General features: G+C 45.6%; 12 protein-coding genes and 1 pseudogene. 8 read left to right on the forward strand and 5 right to left on the reverse strand.

The genetic code is table 11. The features are described from left to right. Window positions 1-188: 188 nt before the first annotated feature. Window positions 189-1,106, reverse strand: coding sequence for a LysR family transcriptional regulator (locus VHA02S_RS15410; RefSeq protein WP_038897674.1), 918 nt, complete (start codon window positions 1,104-1,106; stop codon window positions 189-191). A 121-nt stretch (window positions 1,107-1,227) separates the two neighbouring features. Here VHA02S_RS15410 and VHA02S_RS15415 point away from each other — a divergent pair, with 121 nt between their 5' ends. The 4 genes from VHA02S_RS15415 to VHA02S_RS15430 all read left to right on the forward strand — a co-directional run bounded on the left by VHA02S_RS15415 (window position 1,228) and on the right by VHA02S_RS15430 (window position 8,981). Then, on the forward strand, window positions 1,228-2,862 hold the full coding sequence (locus VHA02S_RS15415; protein ID WP_038897673.1) for a glycoside hydrolase family 13 protein: 1,635 nt from the start codon (window positions 1,228-1,230) through the stop codon (window positions 2,860-2,862). 41 nt (window positions 2,863-2,903) lie between these two features. Then, window positions 2,904-4,709, forward strand: coding sequence for an alpha-amylase family protein (locus VHA02S_RS15420; protein WP_038897672.1), 1,806 nt, complete (start codon window positions 2,904-2,906; stop codon window positions 4,707-4,709). Window positions 4,710-4,964: 255 nt separating this feature from the next. Continuing rightward, window positions 4,965-6,143 carry a maltose/maltodextrin ABC transporter substrate-binding protein MalE gene (gene malE / locus VHA02S_RS15425; protein ID WP_005450011.1) on the forward strand — a complete coding sequence of 393 codons (1,179 nt, stop codon included), beginning with the start codon at window positions 4,965-4,967 and terminating at the stop codon, window positions 6,141-6,143. A 63-nt stretch (window positions 6,144-6,206) separates the two neighbouring features. Next, complete coding sequence (locus VHA02S_RS15430; RefSeq protein ID WP_038897671.1) at window positions 6,207-8,981, forward strand: amylo-alpha-1,6-glucosidase; 2,775 nt, start codon at window positions 6,207-6,209, stop codon at window positions 8,979-8,981. A gap of 62 nt (window positions 8,982-9,043) precedes the next feature. Here VHA02S_RS15430 and VHA02S_RS15435 read toward each other — a convergent pair whose 3' ends face one another. After that, window positions 9,044-9,955 (reverse strand): MalM family protein, encoded by a 912-nt coding sequence (locus VHA02S_RS15435; RefSeq protein ID WP_038897670.1) that lies wholly within the window; start codon window positions 9,953-9,955, stop codon window positions 9,044-9,046. A gap of 95 nt (window positions 9,956-10,050) precedes the next feature. Further along, entirely contained in the window at window positions 10,051-11,439 is a 1,389-nt protein-coding gene (locus tag VHA02S_RS15440; protein WP_005450008.1) for a carbohydrate porin, read from the reverse strand. 473 nt (window positions 11,440-11,912) lie between these two features. Here VHA02S_RS15440 and VHA02S_RS15445 point away from each other — a divergent pair, with 473 nt between their 5' ends. Further along, complete coding sequence (locus VHA02S_RS15445) at window positions 11,913-12,608, forward strand: VC0807 family protein (protein WP_005450007.1); 696 nt, start codon at window positions 11,913-11,915, stop codon at window positions 12,606-12,608. 95 nt (window positions 12,609-12,703) lie between these two features. On the opposite strand, the gene VHA02S_RS15450 is transcribed toward VHA02S_RS15445, so the two are convergent. Continuing rightward, entirely contained in the window at window positions 12,704-14,737 is a 2,034-nt protein-coding gene (locus tag VHA02S_RS15450; protein WP_009695861.1) for a TonB-dependent receptor, read from the reverse strand. 275 nt (window positions 14,738-15,012) lie between these two features. Between VHA02S_RS15450 and VHA02S_RS15455 the strand changes: the two are divergent. The 3 genes and pseudogenes from VHA02S_RS15455 to VHA02S_RS15465 all read left to right on the forward strand — a co-directional run bounded on the left by VHA02S_RS15455 (window position 15,013) and on the right by VHA02S_RS15465 (window position 17,141). After that, window positions 15,013-15,415 (forward strand): annotated as a pseudogene (locus tag VHA02S_RS15455) (helix-turn-helix transcriptional regulator). Window positions 15,416-15,475: 60 nt separating this feature from the next. After that, window positions 15,476-15,865 carry a VOC family protein gene (locus VHA02S_RS15460; RefSeq protein WP_038897668.1) on the forward strand — a complete coding sequence of 130 codons (390 nt, stop codon included), beginning with the start codon at window positions 15,476-15,478 and terminating at the stop codon, window positions 15,863-15,865. Window positions 15,866-16,055: 190 nt separating this feature from the next. After that, complete coding sequence (locus VHA02S_RS15465) at window positions 16,056-17,141, forward strand: methyl-accepting chemotaxis protein (protein ID WP_009695860.1); 1,086 nt, start codon at window positions 16,056-16,058, stop codon at window positions 17,139-17,141. A gap of 73 nt (window positions 17,142-17,214) precedes the next feature. On the opposite strand, the gene VHA02S_RS15470 is transcribed toward VHA02S_RS15465, so the two are convergent. After that, window positions 17,215-18,141 carry a LysR substrate-binding domain-containing protein gene (locus VHA02S_RS15470; protein WP_038897667.1) on the reverse strand — a complete coding sequence of 309 codons (927 nt, stop codon included), beginning with the start codon at window positions 18,139-18,141 and terminating at the stop codon, window positions 17,215-17,217. Window positions 18,142-18,222: the final 81 nt, after the last annotated feature.

Genomic DNA, 18,222 nt, shown 5'->3' on the forward strand with positions numbered 1-18,222 from the left:
AATCAATGACAACGCTCTGAATCCTGCATCTTGAAGTCACTTGGGTATATTCAGGGCAGTTTTCATCGAAGATGCGCAGGCAATCCTCTTTATCACTTGGTAGGAAGGCTCTGAAATTTATGTTGTTGGTCATAAAATTATCTCTTTAGAATCGATTCGTGCTTACTATGAGGGTATGTAAGACCCTACTAAATCTCTGTCGTCATGGTCAGGATTTCATTGATAAGGAACTGAGCTTTGTCGTTATCTAACTGGCGTTTGTGATAGATACCGACGTTACCGATTTTACTGGTATCTGTGTGCAAACACTTCACGCCGTTTTTCTCCATCCAACCGTTCATCTTATCGCTGTAAGGCATAATAGCATTGGTCGTTTCGAGCAAATCCAAGCTAGCAAGCAGAGAACCGACTTCATAAACCACAAGTGCAGTTTCATTGGATTGGTTGAAGATTTGATCGTACTCGAATGCGTTGTTGAGCACCGAGCTGTATCGAGAATGCCCCGGCGTTACGCGGATCAGTGGATAAGCAGACATCGCCTCGGATGGTGATTCCAAAAACATTTTGTCATTAAGTAGAGGGTGGTCTCGATGAACAAAGAAAGACTCTTGATCTTGGAACAGCGGTCTGAACACCACCGGCATAAGATCTTTCAATCCGCCGATTTCGTGACCAATAAATAAATCTATATCACCTTGAATCAGGTGCTGCATCAAAGAAAGGTTGTTGCCAAATTCAATATAGAGTGAGCTATGAGGATGCGCTTCTTGGTATTTGGTGATCCCATGTCGCACAAAAAGCTCCCACCACGCTTCACCAACACCGATCTTCAGTTTGCCATGTTCCCTTTGATGCATGTCTTGAATTTTGTGCATCAAATCGAGATGTTTTTCTTGCTGTTCCTCGACATAACGGAGAAATACTTGCCCGTATTCTGTCAGCTCTACGCCTTTAGAACGACGTATTAATAGCGATACACCCATATCGCTTTCTAGCTTCTTGATCGCCGTTGTCAGGGTTGGTTGTGTTACATGCAGCAGCTCAGACGCCTTCTTGATGTTTCCGGTTCTGGCTACGGTCAGAAAATATCGATTCACTCGATTCATCATCGCCCACTTATTTAGGTATCAATTTTTCCTATATCATAAGCAAAAAGTTCAATTTCTACTAGCGGGGAAAAGCCACTATATTTTGTCTTAGATTTTTGATTGAAAAGGCACAAATAACATGGAAAAAACGTGGTGGCATAATGCAGTCGTTTATCAGATTTACCCACGCAGTTTTTACGACTCCAACAATGATGGCATCGGTGATCTAAAAGGTGTCATCAGCAAACTGGATTACTTAAAAAACCTTGGCATCAACGTGATTTGGCTCTCTCCTGTTTACCAATCGCCAATGGATGACAATGGTTACGACATTTCAGACTATCAAGCCATCGCACGTGAGTTCGGCACCATGGAAGACATGGAACAGCTATTCAAAGAAGCTGGCGAGCGTGATATCAAAATCGTTATGGATTTGGTGGTTAACCACACTTCGGATGAGCACCCTTGGTTCGTTTCTGCGCGTGAATCTAAGGATAGCCCGTACCGCGATTACTACATCTGGCGTGATGCAGACTCAGAAGGCAATCTACCAAATAACATCGAATCGATTTTTGGTGGCGATGCTTGGCAATGGGACGAGAAAACCGAGCAGTACTACTTCCACCTCTTTTCAAAACGCCAGCCAGATTTGAACTGGGAGAACCCGAAAGTTCATCAAGAAGTATTCAAGATGATGAACTGGTGGATTGAAAAAGGCATCGGCGGTTTCCGATTGGATGTGATTGATCTGATAGGAAAAGAAGTCGACAAAGGCATCACGGGCAATGGCGATCGCCTGCACCCGCTGCTGCAACAAATGAACAAAGAAACCTTCGGTGGCAAAGATGTATTAACGGTCGGTGAAACTTGGGGGGCAACGCCTGAGATCGCTAAGCTGTACAGTGCGCCAGAGCGTCATGAGCTGTCGATGGTGTTCCAATTTGAACACATTACCCTAACCTGGCAAGGTGGCGACAAATGGCAGCCGATTCCGCTCGACCTTAAAGAATTCAAAGACGTGCTAACCAAGTGGCAAGTCGAGCTGCAAGACACGGGTTGGAACTCCCTATTTTGGAACAACCACGATTTGCCTCGTGCAGTGTCGAAGTTTGGCAATGACAAAGCCTATCGAGTCGAGTCAGCCAAGATGCTAGCAACAACGCTGCACTTTTTGAAAGGCACGCCATACATCTATCAAGGCGAAGAGATTGGCATGACCAACGTGGCGTTCGACCAACTAAGCGATTACCGCGATATCGAAACGCGACAATTCTACGATGTGAAAACCGCTGCCGGTATCAGCCACGAGCACATGATGGATGCGATTCACAAGAACAGTCGTGATAATGCGCGTACACCAATGCACTGGAACGCATCAGAGCACGCGGGCTTTACCAGCGGAGCACCTTGGATTGCGGTCAACCCGAACTACCCACAGATTAACGTGGAAGCGGCGCTTAACGATTCGAGCTCGCTCTTCTACCACTACAAAAAGCTCATTGAGCTGCGTAAACGTCATGAAACCATCGTCTACGGAAGCTTCACTCCAGTATGGCAAGAGCATCAACACGTGTTTGGCTACGTGCGCGAATACCAAGGTGAACTGTTGTTTATCGTGAGTAACTTCTCAGAGCACGAGCAAACACTGCAAGTTCCAACCCAATATCAAGCCGATCAGGTAGAGTGCTTAATCAGTAACTATGCGACGCCTTGCGCGATTGCAGCGACGATAACCCTCGCACCTTACGAGTCTTTCGCAGTCAAACTGAAATAACTTTTGGAGGATATGGGAGCCACGAGCTCCCTTAAATATCTATGAATTCCGCAGCGAACGTTTATCAAGTTTTCACCCGACTATTTGGCAACACCAACACCACCAATCAACCTTGGGGAACCATTGAGCAAAACGGCGTCGGTAAGTTCAGTGACTTTAACGAAAAGGCGCTCACTGTCATTCAACAGCTTGGCATTACGCATATTTGGTACACTGGAGTACCACACCATGCGGTGATCCGCGATTACAGTGCCATTGGCATTGAGAACGACCATCCAGCGGTGGTGAAAGGACGTGCAGGCTCGCCTTATGCGGTGAAAGATTATTACTCAGTGAACCCAGATTTGGCAGATGATCCAGCATATCGATTAGAAGAGTTTGAAGCCCTTATCGAGCGTACGCATGCGCACAACATGAAGGTCATCATCGATATTGTGCCAAACCACGTTGCCAGACGTTACCAAGGTTTGAACAACCCTGTCGGTGTACGAGATTTTGGTGCCGATGACGATACGAACGTTGAGTACCATCGTGACAACAATTTCTATTACGTTCCTAATCAAGCGTTTGAGTTGCCTAACATTCCTGAGCAATTTTCCCCGCTAGGTGACCCGACGCTGATTAGGAACCTTTCTAATTTTGAAAAATTGCCTGCCTTTGAAGAGTTTCCCGCCAAATGGACCGGCAACGGCTCCAGGCTTGCTCAGCCGCAATTTGATGATTGGTATGAAACCGCCAAAATCAATTACGGCGTGCGCCCAGACGGCAGCAAAGATTTCCCAGAACTGCCAGCCGATTACGCAAACAAATCCCATGCTGAGCATTTGCAATTCTGGCAAGACAAAACGCTGCCAAACTCTTGGTATAAGTTCCGCGACATAGCGCTTTACTGGATAGACAAAGGCGTCGATGGCTTCCGTTATGACATGGCGGAAATGGTGCCTGTCGAGTTTTGGAGCTTTATGAATTCCAGCATCAAAGCGGTCAATCCAGAGGCGTTTTTGATGGCAGAGGTGTATCAACCGCATCTCTATCGCGACTACATTCATCTCGGCAAGATGGACTATCTGTACGACAAAGTTGACCTCTATGATTGCCTCAAAGACGTGATGCACAGCAAACAGCATGTGAGCAAAATCAGTGAGATTCAAGAAAGCATGATGGATATTGAACACCACATGCTGCACTTTCTTGATAACCACGATGAGCAGCGTCTTGCCTCGCCTGAATTTGCTGGCAGTGCAGAGAACGGCTTGCCCGCTATGTTGATTTCTACCCTGCTTAGCACCTCACCAACCATGGTGTATTTCGGACAGGAAGTGGGAGAAGCAGGAAGAGAAAACGCAGGCTTTGGGCAACCAAGTCGTACCTCCATCTTTGATTACATCGGTGTCCCAGAACACCAAAAGTGGATGAATCATGGCAAGTTCGACGGGGGCTTGTTATCGCAACAACAGAAAGAAGTAAGAGCCTATTATCAACGCTTACTCAACTTAGCTTTGACCTCGCCAGCCAAAATGGGAGGTTACTTTGATCTGTATCCAAGTAATCAACAAGCCTTGGGGGAAGAGTCATTCTGCTTTGCTCGCTATTCGAGTCAGCAATTGATTTTGGCAGTCGCACGATTAAGGGGAGAACAACCTCAAAACATAGAGTTGGTCATGCCATCTGAGCTGATCAAAAAACTCGAACTGCGCGATGGCGAGTACATCTTAAAAGACGCTATGAATCGTCTTTCTCCACTCACCTTACGCGTCGAAAATGGTGTCGGTAAATGCCAACTGAATATCGAGCCACAGTGCGCTAGTGCTTTCACACTAGATATAGACACTTCCATCGCAGATTAAATTTGGCTGCTGTTCACAAAAACAGTCAAAACCTTCCAAGTCCCTTCTCTACATCAACCACCGCAAAGCATTGGCTACTGGGTATCACCCAAGCCAATGCGCTTCCCCGATCACATTCCAACGCATTGATATAGAAAAATGTAATACCAACGACAAAGAAATCAATTTTAACCGCAGAGTGCATCCCCGTATTATCAAACCGTGAAACAACAGCTGACGTCCAGTCACTAGGTTTGAAACAAGGAATCTATCGCAATGAAACCTATTCTAAAAACACTTTCGCTTTGCACTTTATCTGTTCTTTTAGCGCCTTCTGTTTCTGCAATGCAGGAAGGTGAAATCATCATTTGGATCAACGGTGATAAGTCTTACCAAGGATTGAGCCAAATTGGTCAACAGTTCGAAGAAGATACGGGGATTAAGGTTAATGTTCAGCACCCGGATTCTCTAGAAGAAAAGTTCCAACAACACGCCGCGACAGGCGGTGGTCCTGACATCATCTTCTGGGCACACGACCGTTTTGGTGGCTACGCTCAAGCGGGCTTACTGCAAGAAGTGAAACCGAGCCAAGAGTTTAAAGATAAGCTTGTCGATTTCAGTTGGGATGCAGTCACTGTAGATGGCAAAATCTTTGGCTACCCTCTGGCTATCGAAGTCCCTTCTCTAATTTACAACAAAGACCTGTTGCCAAACCCACCTAAGAGTTGGGAAGAGCTGGAGTCCATCCACCAAGCGATGCAAAAACAAGGCAAGAAAGCGATCATGTGGGACGTGAAAAACGCTTACTTCACTTGGCCAATGATTTCAGCTGGCGGCGCTTATGCTTTTGGTAAAACAGCAGAAGGCTACGATGCTAAAGACACGGGTGTAAACAATGAAGCGGGTGTGGCTGGTCTGCAATTCCTTGTCGACATGGTCAACAAAGGCATCGTCGATCCAAACATGGATTACTCAGTATCCGAAGCGTCGTTCACCAAAGGTGAAGTGGCAATGACCATCAACGGTCCGTGGTCTTGGGGCAACCTAGACAAAATGGATGTGAACTACGGCGTTGCCGTGTTGCCAACCTTAAACGGCGGTAAAGGTAACCCATTCGTTGGCATTTTGAGTGCGGGTATTAACGCATCAAGCCCAAACAAAGATCTGGCTGTTGAGTTTCTAGAAAACTACCTATACCAAGACGCCGCATTGAAGATCATGGATGACGACAAGCCACTTGGTGCCGTGACACTAAAATCGTTCCAGAAAGTGCTGGAAAGTGACGAACGCATTAAATCAACCATGATCAACGCAGAAAACGGCGAGATCATGCCGAACATCCCTCAAATGACGTCTTACTTCTTTGCAGAAGGTGCTGCTATCGATAACGCGATGCAAGGCAAGCAAACCGTGAAAGACGCCCTAGACACTGCAGCAAAACAAATTGTTCGCTAATTCTTTCATGTTCGTATTTGGCACAGTTCGCTGTGCCTTTTTTATTTTATGAGACTCTAGAATATGCCCCAATACCCAACGTTATATCTGAAAGGCACACTAAATGGTTGGGGGCTAGATACGCCTTTCCAGCCAATTGATGAGCACCAACTACAAGCTAGCGTAGTTTTCCCAGCCGATAGACACCAATTCAAAATCGCCGATTTGAATGGCAGCGAAGAATGGACGTTCGCCGCAGATGATATTAAAGCAGTGAATATCAGTTTGAATCAAAAGCTCTCGCTTATTCCAACTCAAGGCATTGGTAATGATTTGGTGTTTGAACCAAAACAATCAGGTCGTTATTTGCTGACGCTCGACTTCAGCACAGCGTCGCCAAGTCTAAGCGTCAAACCCGAAATGGCAGACACCGCCTCCTTACTCACTCAATTGAAATTCGATCATCTCATCACTTCGCAATCAGGTCCTATCCCCGCTAAATCATTGCCAAGCACAGCCAAAATCCTTCCGCTCGATGAGTTGTTCGAGGCGTTGGCGATCAAGAGCGAAACGCCTTTCCCATTTGTGTTTGGTGATAACCTCGACGGCTACTATGAAGGCACCACACACAGCGCTTTGGGCACGGCACGTTATCGCCATCATCAAGGTTGGTATTTAGGTGGTTTCGCCTCAAGCATTGGCAACGTATTCAACGACAAAACACAGGCGCAGTATGCCTGCTTAATGCCATATGGAATCGAGCATCATTATGAGAATGCCAGTAAAGATGGCTTGTCCTTGATTGCAGGGCAACGCCTTGCTGCACTGAATGTGGAATCCACCAGCAGCGAAATGTTGGCACTGGTTCCTGAACTCAACCTCAATCCATCGTACTGCCAAGTAGAAGCGTTGGAAGATTGCCTGCTTATCTCTGTCGATCCAGACATCTGCCCTGAAGACTCACTCTTGTTTATCGCGATCAGCGCAAACCAAAGCTTCCGGGCACAAACGCTCAATGAGAGAGATTCGAACGTCAGTGATAACGTTCTATCCGGCAGCCAAAACATTCAAATTAAGCTCAGTTCAGAGACCACAACGAACCGCTTCACTGCCTACTTTGCTTTCTCCAACAACAAAGCCGATGCTATCCAACAAGCACAAAACGCAGCCCTCGAACATGCAGAGTTGAAACATCAAAACGCAGTATTTGAGTTTTTGACCAAGAACTATTTTTGGTGTGACGATCTGGAATACAACCGCGCCGTTATGTGGGCACGATTGGCCAGCCGAACCTTCGTCAATAAAGAGCTGGGTACCGGCATTTGGGCGGGGTTGCCATGGTTTAAAGACTGTTGGGGCAGAGACACCTTTATCGCGCTGCCCGGCACCAGTTTAGTGAATGGCGAGTTTGACGAAGCTCGCGACATCATCACCAACTTTGCTTCGATGCAGTTAGATGATCTGAAAGACAAAAATCATGGTCGAATTCCAAACCGTGTCACCAGCGAGACTAATATCATCTACAACACGACCGACGGCACACCATGGATGATTCGCGAGATCTTCGAATACATTAACTACTCCGGTGATACACAGTTCGCCCAGCAAATGTTGCCCATCATAGAGCGCTTTATTGAAGGGGTTGAAAAGCACTATCTCGATGATGATGGCTTGATGCGACATCGCGATCCCGATACCTGGATGGACGCCAAGATCAACGGTCAGATCCCATGGTCACCTCGTGGTCCGAAAGCCAACGACATCGAAGCATTGTGGTTTGAGAGTCTACAAGTGGCAAACCAACTTGCAAAATGGAATGGTGACCACGCCTTAGCGGAACATTGCCAAACTTTGGCGAACAAAGTGAAAGCCAGCTTTATCGACAAGTTCTGGGATAGCGAATCCATGTGCTTAGCGGATCATCTCAAGCAAGACGATGTGAAAGACATCAGTATTCGCCCAAACCAGCTAATGACGTTGACCATTCCGACCAGCCAAGCCTTAATTCCAGAGTATATTGGGCAGCACATTGTGAAGAACAGCGTCGAGCATCTGCTTTTCCCTTGGGGCATCTGCTCTTTGCAACAAGAGCACCCAGAATTCCACCCCTATCATGACAACCGCCCTGAGTATCACAAAGATGCGGCATACCATAATGGGACCATTTGGGGTTGGAACGCAGGCTTCACTGTGGGCGCACTTACCCGTTACCAGCAACAGGATTTAGCGTATCAACTGAGCAAAAACTTAGCCCATCAGATTTTATATCAGGGACATCGCGGCACCATGAGCGAAAACTTGGATGCTTACCAAGCGTCTGCGACGTCCGTCATTCAAAGCGGAACTTATGCTCAAGCGTGGTCAGTGTCGGAATTTGCTCGTAACACTCAGCAAGACTATCTCGGCTTTACGCCACAGCTCTCGCGCAACACCATCAAGCTTTGCCCAAGCTTACCATCAACTTGGAAACGCCTAAGCGCTCGACTGCCGTTTGGTGATAACAACGCCCTGCATGTTGACGTCGAACAAGCTGAGAAAACCAAATTCTCATTTGAGTTTGAACGCCCTCAACCTGAAGTTCAGTTCATCGTGAAACTGCGCGGTCAGGAATATGAGGTCGGCATTGAAGCCGATGTGATTGACGGTTCAATTGAGATCGAATGGTACCCAGAATCCGGGCAAATGAAGTGTAATCGTGATGGTGTAAAAACCAGATTAAAACCATTAGCACCAGTTACTTTGTTGGAAGGATTAACCTTCGCTCAACCTAACCCAGCACTATCGCACCGAGCGCTTGAGGAAGAGAACTACTTGCTCAACAAGCGTTCTGCAGAAAAGCTATGTATTGCTAGAGACTAAAAAAACTCAGAGGGCGCGAAAGCGCTCTCTGAGGTCCAAAAATAGACACTTTAATAATGGAGTTACTTGTTATCTACGGCGTCAACAAACACTTTCTGTGCGCCGTCGATACCCAATCGGTTGGCTTCTTCTAGCAGCGTCATCGCTTTTGATGTTTGGTTGTTCTTCACTGCTGCTCGAATAGATTCAAAATAATAGGCTCGTGTATCAGCATGAACACTCATTGATGCCGATTTCGTGTTCGAACTTACTGCTGACGATGTTTGCATGGTTGCTGATGCTGGCGCTGACAATTTTACCGGAGCCACCACAACTGCCGCTTTCTGTGTCTCTGTGGTACGTGAAGGCGCGGCTAACGATAAGGTTTTGATCGCCACTTCCAAAGAGCCAAAAGCTTCATAAGTATATTTCGGGTCGGTCACCATCGGCATTGGCTGACCCAACTCCACAGCACGCTCTTTGGCAGGATGAGGAATTTGAATCGAATCACCTAGCTCGCTTTCATCAGTATAAACAATAAAGTAAGGCGTTTTCTCAACGTCGAGCGTAAAGCTCAGCTGGTATTGAGTGCGTGTAAGCATGCCCGTGGTTTCGATATCAAAGCTATCATGATCATTGATATTCACGATATTGAACGCTTTATCTAAAGTGATCAGCTTAGGCGCGAAAACCTCGCCATTGACCATATGGCTGGCAAGCTGAATATTCACTTTGCTTGAACGCGCTGGCAACTTAAACGCAACAAAATAGCTGTTCCCTTCAGCGAAGCGACCTACCGGCGAATCCGCATTAATCGAAAACTCAATTTGCTCATTAGTGCCGAGCTCTAACCATGGAAATTCAGAGAAGTTATTGCAGCAAACTGCCGCTTCCGGCACCGATTGCAACGTCGTCGCTTCCAATGTTGGAGAAGCCGCACATGCGGTTAACGCCGAGCTCAACATGAGGGCAAGGATTACACGGTTTTTCTGCATGATTTATCTCTCTTTCTCAAGGTAAAACAGATCTGCTAAACAATCATTCAAAAGCAAACAAGGCAGCGCTATTCGCTGCCTTTTGCAAAGTGTGGTTAGAACCAAATTTCGGTGTGAACACCAATCACGGTTTCATTTTTACCATCCTCGATGCCAATCTGACGCGCGCTCGCTTCATCATCAGCGGTAATGTAGCTCACGTAAGGTTTGATTTGAGGACGACCAAAGTAGTCTGCGTTTACAGTAAACGCCGCCGCGAGTTCGATGTTGTAAATATCACTTTCGACATCATCCCCTGTACGTCCCCAGTAGCCTTCAGCCCCTTCTTCATGACCATAAGACGCCGTCATCTCAAGACGAAGGTTATCGTTCACTTTATAAGAAGGACGGACAGCCACAAGGTAGCGTTTTAAGTCATCAGCACCAAACAGTTGGTCGAGTGCACCGATATAGGTAATTTCAGAACCCATCTGCCAGTTTTCAGAGATGTTTAGCACACCGTAAGAAGTGAAGAATAGAGATTCAGCTTTATCGTCACCGCCAGACCAACCACCAAAGTTCACGCCACGGTTTTGCGCGACACCTTTACCGTAGGCAAGTGCGTTTTGCGTCCAACCGTCTAAGCCGTAGTAACTCGTGTTCAAAGTAATTGCAGCGCCAAAGCCATCATCTGAAGAATTGTCTTTGCCTTCTTGCTGCATGTATTTAAAGTCGAAATCTACGCTACCGAAGCCCACATCTACGCCATAGTAGTAGAAATCCAAAGTAGAAACGGTAGTGCGCTCAGCATTGGCTTTAACAATCTCACACGTCGACGCATTGCTGTTGTCTTCACACACCAACACATCTGGTGCGCCTGCGTCTGGATCGGCAATCACATACGCGATACCTGCGGTGTTGCCAGCGAGCTTAGTTTGAATACCGGCACCAACACCTGATGACTGCTTCCAGAACTCACCAGATAACAGACCAGACGCACGATTTAGGAAGCGTTGACCACCCCAAATCGAGGTGTCTTCCCCAAAGTAAGGCAGCGCACCGATTTCAACAAACGCTTCCTTCACTTCAAACTGTGCAGTGGTATTGTCTTTTTGGCTACCCGCAGAAGAGTAGGCATAAGAGTTGCCGTTGCCATATTCAGAGCGAACAACAAAGTCAGACCAAACACCGTTCGCGTGCTCAGTATGCTTTTTGATGATGAATTCAACTTGGTTGGTACTCTTACCGTGTGTACCTGCTGTTTTGTAATCTGGTTTGCCAAATTCAGTATCCACTGATTTGCCATCAACAGTTCTAAAGTTCATTGACGCATAGCCGAAGATTTCCCAACCATCAGCGATAACATCGGTACCATTTACTTTTTCAACAACGGGTGCGGCTTCATCACCAGCGATCACATCTAACGCCACTTCGGTCTCAGCAAAGACGGCACCTGTCATTAAAACAGATGTAATTGCGGCAGCCACTGCACTTACTTTTTTCATTCTAAACTCCGATACGGACAACTAAATTCGTGTGCTTCTCTTGCGGAAAGCATTGCTGTTTCTATGACGTATGATGGAGTGAAAAATAAGCGGCTAAAAATTGATTTAATTGACGATGATATTGTTATTTTTTATATCAGAGCGGTTTGAGATGGATTTTAAAAGCATTGATAGAATCAATTACAACGTAATGCGCGTTAAACGAACTAAGAATGATTCACGGTAAATAGTAAGGAAGATGAGAATTTGTGAACACTGCCAAATTTAGCGTTTTAAGCGCACGGCGGTTTTGAGATCACGATGCAGCACATATTTGCCCCGCCAAACACAACTTACGGAAATAAAGCAATATTACCGTCCCATTTCATAAGTCGTTACACAACTCGGGGCTTTAAGACTTTACATCTGGCGCAAGGAGTAGAACACTTCTCACAAAGTAAAACCCAAGCCGACATAGTAGAGTCAGTAAAATTATGAGTAACACCACGGCGAAAAAGTCGAATCCATTATTCGAAGTCCTGTTTAACGTCATCATCCCTTCCTTCATTTTGATGAAGTTCAGCGGTGAAGAACACCTAGGTACAGCAATGGCACTCGTTGTTGCCTTGGCGTTCCCATTGGTTTATGGCGGCATGGATCTTATCCGCAACAAGAAATTCAACTTCATTTCTGCACTTGGTTTTATCAGTGTGCTGTTAACCGGTGGTATTGGGTTGTTAGAGCTAGACACACGTTGGTTAGCGTTAAAAGAGGCGTTGATTCCAGGTCTGATAGGTATTGCAGTGTTAGGCTCAACCTTCACTCGTTATCCGCTAATGCAAAAGCTTGTATTGAACGATACCATCTTGAACCTACAACTGATTAACGAACGTTTAGAGCAGAATGGTAAAACGCAAGCATTTGAGCGTTGCCTGATGTCGTCGAACTATCTGTTCGCTAGCACCTTCGCTTTCTCATCTGCGATGAACTATTTTCTAGCAACTTGGATTGTGACTAGTCCATCGGGCACAGCGGCGTTCAATGAAGAGTTGGGTAAGCTCACCCTTTACAGCTACCCAATGATTGCTATCCCAAGTATGTTGATGATGTTTGGTATTTTCTACTACATCTGGCGTCAAGTTCGTGCGATGACGTCGCTAGAAACCGAGCAGATCTTCCATACCAAGTAATGCTTGTTGCACCTTGATAGGCAAAGTTAGATAAAAAGAACCCCGATAATTGATAACCAATTATCGGGGTTTTGTTTTTAAGAGTAACTTATCACTTAGAAGCTATAAGCCACTGACGCTTTGAAGTTACGACCAGCTTCGTAGCTAGTGTACTTATCTGAACCCCAAGAAATACCAAAGCCTGTATGCTCTGCGTACTGCTTGTTGAATAGGTTGTCTACCGCTAGGTTAAGTGACAGGTCTTTTGCAAAATCTGGTACGTAAGCCGCCCATAGGTTGTGCGTTGCAAAACCTGCACGTTCAATCTTGTCACCATCTTCGTCTTTGTAATCATTACCCGGAACGAAACGTGAATCCCAGCCGAACACAAACTCGCTGGTTAGATCGTACTTGAAGCCCGCCTTGATGTTATGGATACCAGTTTTGTTCATGTGGCTCTTCTTGCCATTCTTCAGGCTCGTTTGCTCGCCATCAGAGTATGAGTGGTTTGCGTAAAGCGCGAAGTCTTCAATGCTGTAGGTGAATACCGTCTCTACACCCCAAACTTCAACATCGTATTGGTTTACCAAAGTTGTGTTGTTTTTGGTTGGGTGCATTTGGTTATCTAGATCATACTGGTAAGCAGTAAAACCAAGGATTGCATCGTCTGCCATCAGCAAACCAGACATGTCGTAATCAAAGCCTGCTTCGTAGTTGTTACCCGTCATCGCTTTGGTATCAGACTGTTTAACATCGCTCGCCGCTTTCATGGTTAGCGTTTCTGGCAATGAAGCCCCTTTGAATAGACGACCGTAACCAATACGAAGTTTTAGGTTGTCTGTGGTTTGGTATTCACCTTGGAACTTAGGCGATAGTTGATCGTATTTACCTTTAAACACGCCACCCAGCTCATGAACATCGTAGCGAAGACCAGTTACGAAACGGAAGTCATTAATCTCAAACGCATCTTGAGCGTAAATACCGTAAGCCGTTACAGTACCGCCATCCATGTCGTAGTTCTTCGTTTGACCTTGCTTTGAACCTGAGGTGTAGTGACCTAGACCAGAGTCGATCCACTGCTCCGCTTTGTAGCCTTCGAAGCCGTAAGTCAGCTCGTGTTCACCAACCCAAGAGATATTGCGGATATCACCACCAATGGTCGTCACGTTGTATTCGCGATCAGGAATCGATAGGTCACCATCTTTGGTGAATTCCCAAGCGCCGTTCACCTTCTTCCAATCGCCGTACTCTTCGACTAACGCGTCGCGTTCCATGTATTGACGGTTGTAGTACAAGTTGGTTTTTAGGTTAACCAAGTCGCTTCCATTATCGAAACGGTGCTCGAACGTCACGGTATCACGGTTAAGTGAGTTGTAGTTGTGATCATCATGTAGGTAAAGTGCGCCTGCTTTTTCACCCGATAGCTGACGCTTACCGCCATCTTGGTAGGTGTTAAAAGTAAGCTTAAATTCATTAGCATCGTTTGGAACAAAGACTAGCTTCACCAAGCCAGATTTCAGTTCACCTTGCTTAGAAGTCACGTCATCTTTACCAGGAATGTAAAGATCGCCGTCTTCTGAGTAGTTGATGATACCCATCAACTGAAGTTCATCATTCAACTGCGCGTAAACCGCAACATTCGTCGTGAAGCGCTCATAAGCCGTTTGATACCCCGTTTTAACGCGAGCACCGACGCTTTCGCCTTCCGAAAGTAGATCGCTGGGATCTTTCGTTTCGTATTTAAATGAGCCGTTAATCGCACCAGCACCAGACAGTACTGAGTTACCACCTAGCGTGATTTCAGCTAACTTAAGCATCGCAGGATCGAACGTTTGGTCGCCCGAGTGGTGGAATAACTGACCTTCTTGACGCGCACCATCAATGGTTACGACAGAGAATTTGTCTTCCATACCGCGAATGTAAACTTTACGGGAGTAACGAGCGTTACCGTCAACCGTAACACTCGGCATGGTGTTCAATACGTCTTTAATATCCGACGCTTGTTTGAGCTCTAACGTTTCAGCGTTAATCTCAGTTTGAACAAGTTGATCAAGGGCAGAACCGACAACAACAATATTTTCATCGGAAGCGTGAGCAGCAAAAGAGGCAATGGCAACGGTGATGGCTGCTGATAGTGACTTCAGTTTCATAATACTACTTATATTTTATAAACAACAACGTGGTGCGAAGCATAATACACAACATTAATGATAATTAATCTCATTTACATTCTTTACGTTAATGAGTGATTTATTTTTATTCAGAATGAACCAGGCATCGTCAGTAAATCACTCAGCAGAAAAGAGCAAAAAAGTGTGAGGAAGTGGGTGTTGGACGGTTTTGAGTAAAGTGAGAAGTAGATAACCTCCACGAATCTGCTTCCAGTGTTAGACTAAAACCATTCTCTTTCGCTTTGTGAAACACAATGCCATCTCGCCCAAAAACCTTTTATGAACAAGAAATCGATCGCGTGTACAGCGAGATGCCGTTGAGCCCGAAACAGTACCTCCTGATCAGGCAGTCCAAGGCATTTATGGAAAAGCATCACTCAGAAAACATCGAGCTAAACGACTTAGCCAAAGCGGCTTTTATGTCACGCTTTCACTATGTGCGGATTTTCAAACAGATGTATGGTGTCACGCCGCGAAGCTATTTAAGGGATATGCGGATTAAAAAAGCCAAAGTGCTGCTCAAGGAAGGTCACTCGATTACGGATACTTGTTTTCAGGTTGGCTATGAGAGTTTAACCACATTTTCGAGTGTCTTTAGAAAGAGCACAGGTTACTCCCCCAAAGCGTTTCAAAATATATAAAAGCAATCTAGAATAAGTTTTTGAGCCAAGCTTTCGCTATCTTTTACTTATTCCAAAACAGTAAAGGTGAATACCCGTGCTCAGAATTTCCCTAACCAGCGTTCCTGTTAACGATCAAGATAGAGCTCTCGATTTCTATACCAATATCCTTGGTTTCATTAAAAAAACAGAAGTACCAATTGGTGAGCACAAATGGCTAACAGTGGTCTCTCCACAAGAGCAATCTGGCGTGGAATTATTGTTAGAACCGATGGCATTTGGTCCAGCAAAAATATACCAAGACGCGTTGAAAGAAGCCGGAATCCCATGGACGTCGTTTGCGGTCGATGACCTAAATAAAGAATATGCAAGATTAACTGAGCTTGGCGTGCAGTTCTCAATTGAGCCACGAGAAGCAGGCACGGTCATGATTGCGGTACTTGACGATACCTGTGGTAACTACATCCAATTGATGCAAGAGCTTTAAAAACGGCTCATGAGCGGATAGAAAGAACAGAGGTTATCAAGTAAGCAACAAAATCTGAGACCTCTTGTTTGTATAAAGCCCTACCGAAAAAGTGTGATTACACCAAGCAAAGATATGAAAGTGATCGTGTATTCGATATCCAACTCGATTAGCATGGATTTTTTAACATCCTGTCACATTTATAGAACCTATGTTTGGATTAAAACGAATCAAATCAGAAAATGAGCTGCTAAAGCAAGAATTAGCAGACCTCAAACAGAAGTACCAAACTGACGTTGCCGCTCTGGAAAATCAGCTCCAAGAGGCTCAGCAGCTTGTTCGCTCCGCTCAACAGGAACACCACAATAGTGATGAGTTGATGTCGAGCAGTTTGAAAGGTGGAGATATGCTCCAAACCATTCGAACAGAGATGGTGGAGAGTGCGCAATCTATGGCGCATGAAAACCAAGAACTGCAACAACTAGATGAAATGTTTAAGCAGACTCATCAAGCTCTTGCTCGTCTTGATAATCGAGCCGTGAAGATCAGTACGCAAGCCTCACAAAGCATTGAATCGGTTCAAATATTAGATAAAACTGCCACTTCTATTTCCCTTCTTGTATCGACTATTCAAGAGATTTCTGACCAAACGAATTTGTTGGCATTAAATGCAGCGATTGAAGCAGCACGAGCCGGTGAAGCAGGTCGCGGATTTGCCGTGGTAGCAGATGAGGTAAGAAACCTTGCCGGCAAAGCCAGCGAAGCCAGTGAGCAGATTGATTCTTTGGTGAACCAAGTACTAACGCAAGTGAACGCGATTAAAACCTCGATTGATGAAAACCAAACTTGTGCTGAGGAAGTGTCTGCCTCTTCTGCGCAGATTGGTTCTATTGTCAACGAAGTGGTCGTGAAATCGGAACACATGCAACAGGTGATCCATATTGCTTCCACACGCGCTTTCTTGGATACGGTCAAACTCGACCACGCCATTTGGAAGAACAATATCTACCGTCTCCTACAAAAAGGCGCGTTTGGTGAAACCGTTAATAGCCACTCTGAGTGTCGCTTGGGTCAGTGGTACTACCGTGGCGATGGCAAGGCTTACAGCCACTTAAGAAGCTATGCATTGCTTGAAGAACCACACAAAGGCGTGCATGACGGTGGACGTGAAGCAATGAGCCAAGCCAAATCTGGCAACATGGCAGGCATGGTGACTGCAATTAACGCCATGGAAGACGCCAGCGAACAAGTCGTAGTACAAATCGATCGCCTAATGGATGAAATTATCGCGAGTTAATTACAATACTTGTTCTTCCTCCCTTCTCACAGAGTAAAGGGAGGAAGCTAAGCTTACCTACCCTATCATCCCCTTATTCATTTTTTGGCAACTGCGTCTCAAGCCATTCAATAAATGCAGCATTCTTTGGTCTGTGTTGTTGCCCATTTAGACAGATCAAATCGTAGCCTCGCTCTGCACTTACGCGCTCAAAATGTGCCACTAGTTCACCGTTTTCTAGGCTGCTTTTCACTAAAGATTCGCGAGCGATCCCCAACCCCATTCCGTTCTTAGCCGCTGTCATTGCCATATCGGCGTGATTAAATAAGTAAGTTCTGTCCATCACGTTAAGTGTGTTGAGTAGCGGGTTAGATTGTTTGTCCAACCACATCGCCCATTCTTGATTAGGTTCACTCGCCTCTAATGATTCAGAGCAATGAATAAAAGTCACGCCGGCCAACTGCTCAAGTAGTGGTGCTGGCTCAGTAAAATGGTCGTTAAAGTATTTGGGACTACAAACCGGCAACAGCACTTCATCAAATAAACGCTGATGGTAAAAACCCGGATGTTCGCTATCGCTGTAGTAAATCGCGATATCGACGGGCTCATGTTGAAAGTCCAAACGGCTCGCTTTCACCCTCAGTTTTATATTGAGATGCGGGTACAAACGTTGGAAATCTGGCAACCTTGGCAGAAGCCAACTCTGGGCGAACGTCGGAGCTGCTCCGATATATAACTCACCGCGCAGTTCATTAAACTTGATGTCTTCGAGCTCAGAGAAAATAACTTCGAACGATTGGTTTAATGCATGCAGTAATCGCTCACCTTCTTTGGTCAGTTCTAATCGTCTCGTCATACGCACAAACAAGCTGAAACCCAGTTGCTCCTCTAACGATTTGATTCGCTGGCTCACCGCCCCTTGGGTAATGAAAAGCTCTTCCGCTGCTTTGGTAAAGCTAAGAAACTTACCTGCAATCGCAAAAGTGTACATATTGGAGAGCATCTGCTGCTTTCTGTCCATTACTCAACCTTCTATAAATTAGCTGTGCTAATCCATAGCAAGATTTTTTTGGTTTGTGAAGCCAATAAAGATGCATTTTAA

Source organism: Vibrio harveyi NBRC 15634 = ATCC 14126 = KCTC 12724 (genome assembly GCF_001591145.1).
Lineage (GTDB): Bacteria > Pseudomonadota > Gammaproteobacteria > Enterobacterales > Vibrionaceae > Vibrio > Vibrio harveyi.

Bases quoted from the DNA above. Each gene is read 5' to 3' on its own strand.
- VHA02S_RS15415 (WP_038897673.1), top strand. From the start codon at position 1,228: ATGGAAAAAACGTGGTGGCATAATGCAGTCGTTTATCAGATTTACCCA.
- VHA02S_RS15465 (WP_009695860.1), top strand. From the start codon at position 16,056: ATGTTTGGATTAAAACGAATCAAATCAGAAAATGAGCTGCTAAAGCAA.
- VHA02S_RS15445 (WP_005450007.1), top strand. From the start codon at position 11,913: ATGAGTAACACCACGGCGAAAAAGTCGAATCCATTATTCGAAGTCCTG.
- malE (WP_005450011.1), top strand. From the start codon at position 4,965: ATGAAACCTATTCTAAAAACACTTTCGCTTTGCACTTTATCTGTTCTT.
- VHA02S_RS15410 (WP_038897674.1), bottom strand. From the start codon at position 1,106: ATGAATCGAGTGAATCGATATTTTCTGACCGTAGCCAGAACCGGAAAC.
- VHA02S_RS15420 (WP_038897672.1), top strand. From the start codon at position 2,904: ATGAATTCCGCAGCGAACGTTTATCAAGTTTTCACCCGACTATTTGGC.
- VHA02S_RS15435 (WP_038897670.1), bottom strand. From the start codon at position 9,955: ATGCAGAAAAACCGTGTAATCCTTGCCCTCATGTTGAGCTCGGCGTTA.
- VHA02S_RS15450 (WP_009695861.1), bottom strand. From the start codon at position 14,737: ATGAAACTGAAGTCACTATCAGCAGCCATCACCGTTGCCATTGCCTCT.
- VHA02S_RS15440 (WP_005450008.1), bottom strand. From the start codon at position 11,439: ATGAAAAAAGTAAGTGCAGTGGCTGCCGCAATTACATCTGTTTTAATG.
- VHA02S_RS15430 (WP_038897671.1), top strand. From the start codon at position 6,207: ATGCCCCAATACCCAACGTTATATCTGAAAGGCACACTAAATGGTTGG.
- VHA02S_RS15470 (WP_038897667.1), bottom strand. From the start codon at position 18,141: ATGGACAGAAAGCAGCAGATGCTCTCCAATATGTACACTTTTGCGATT.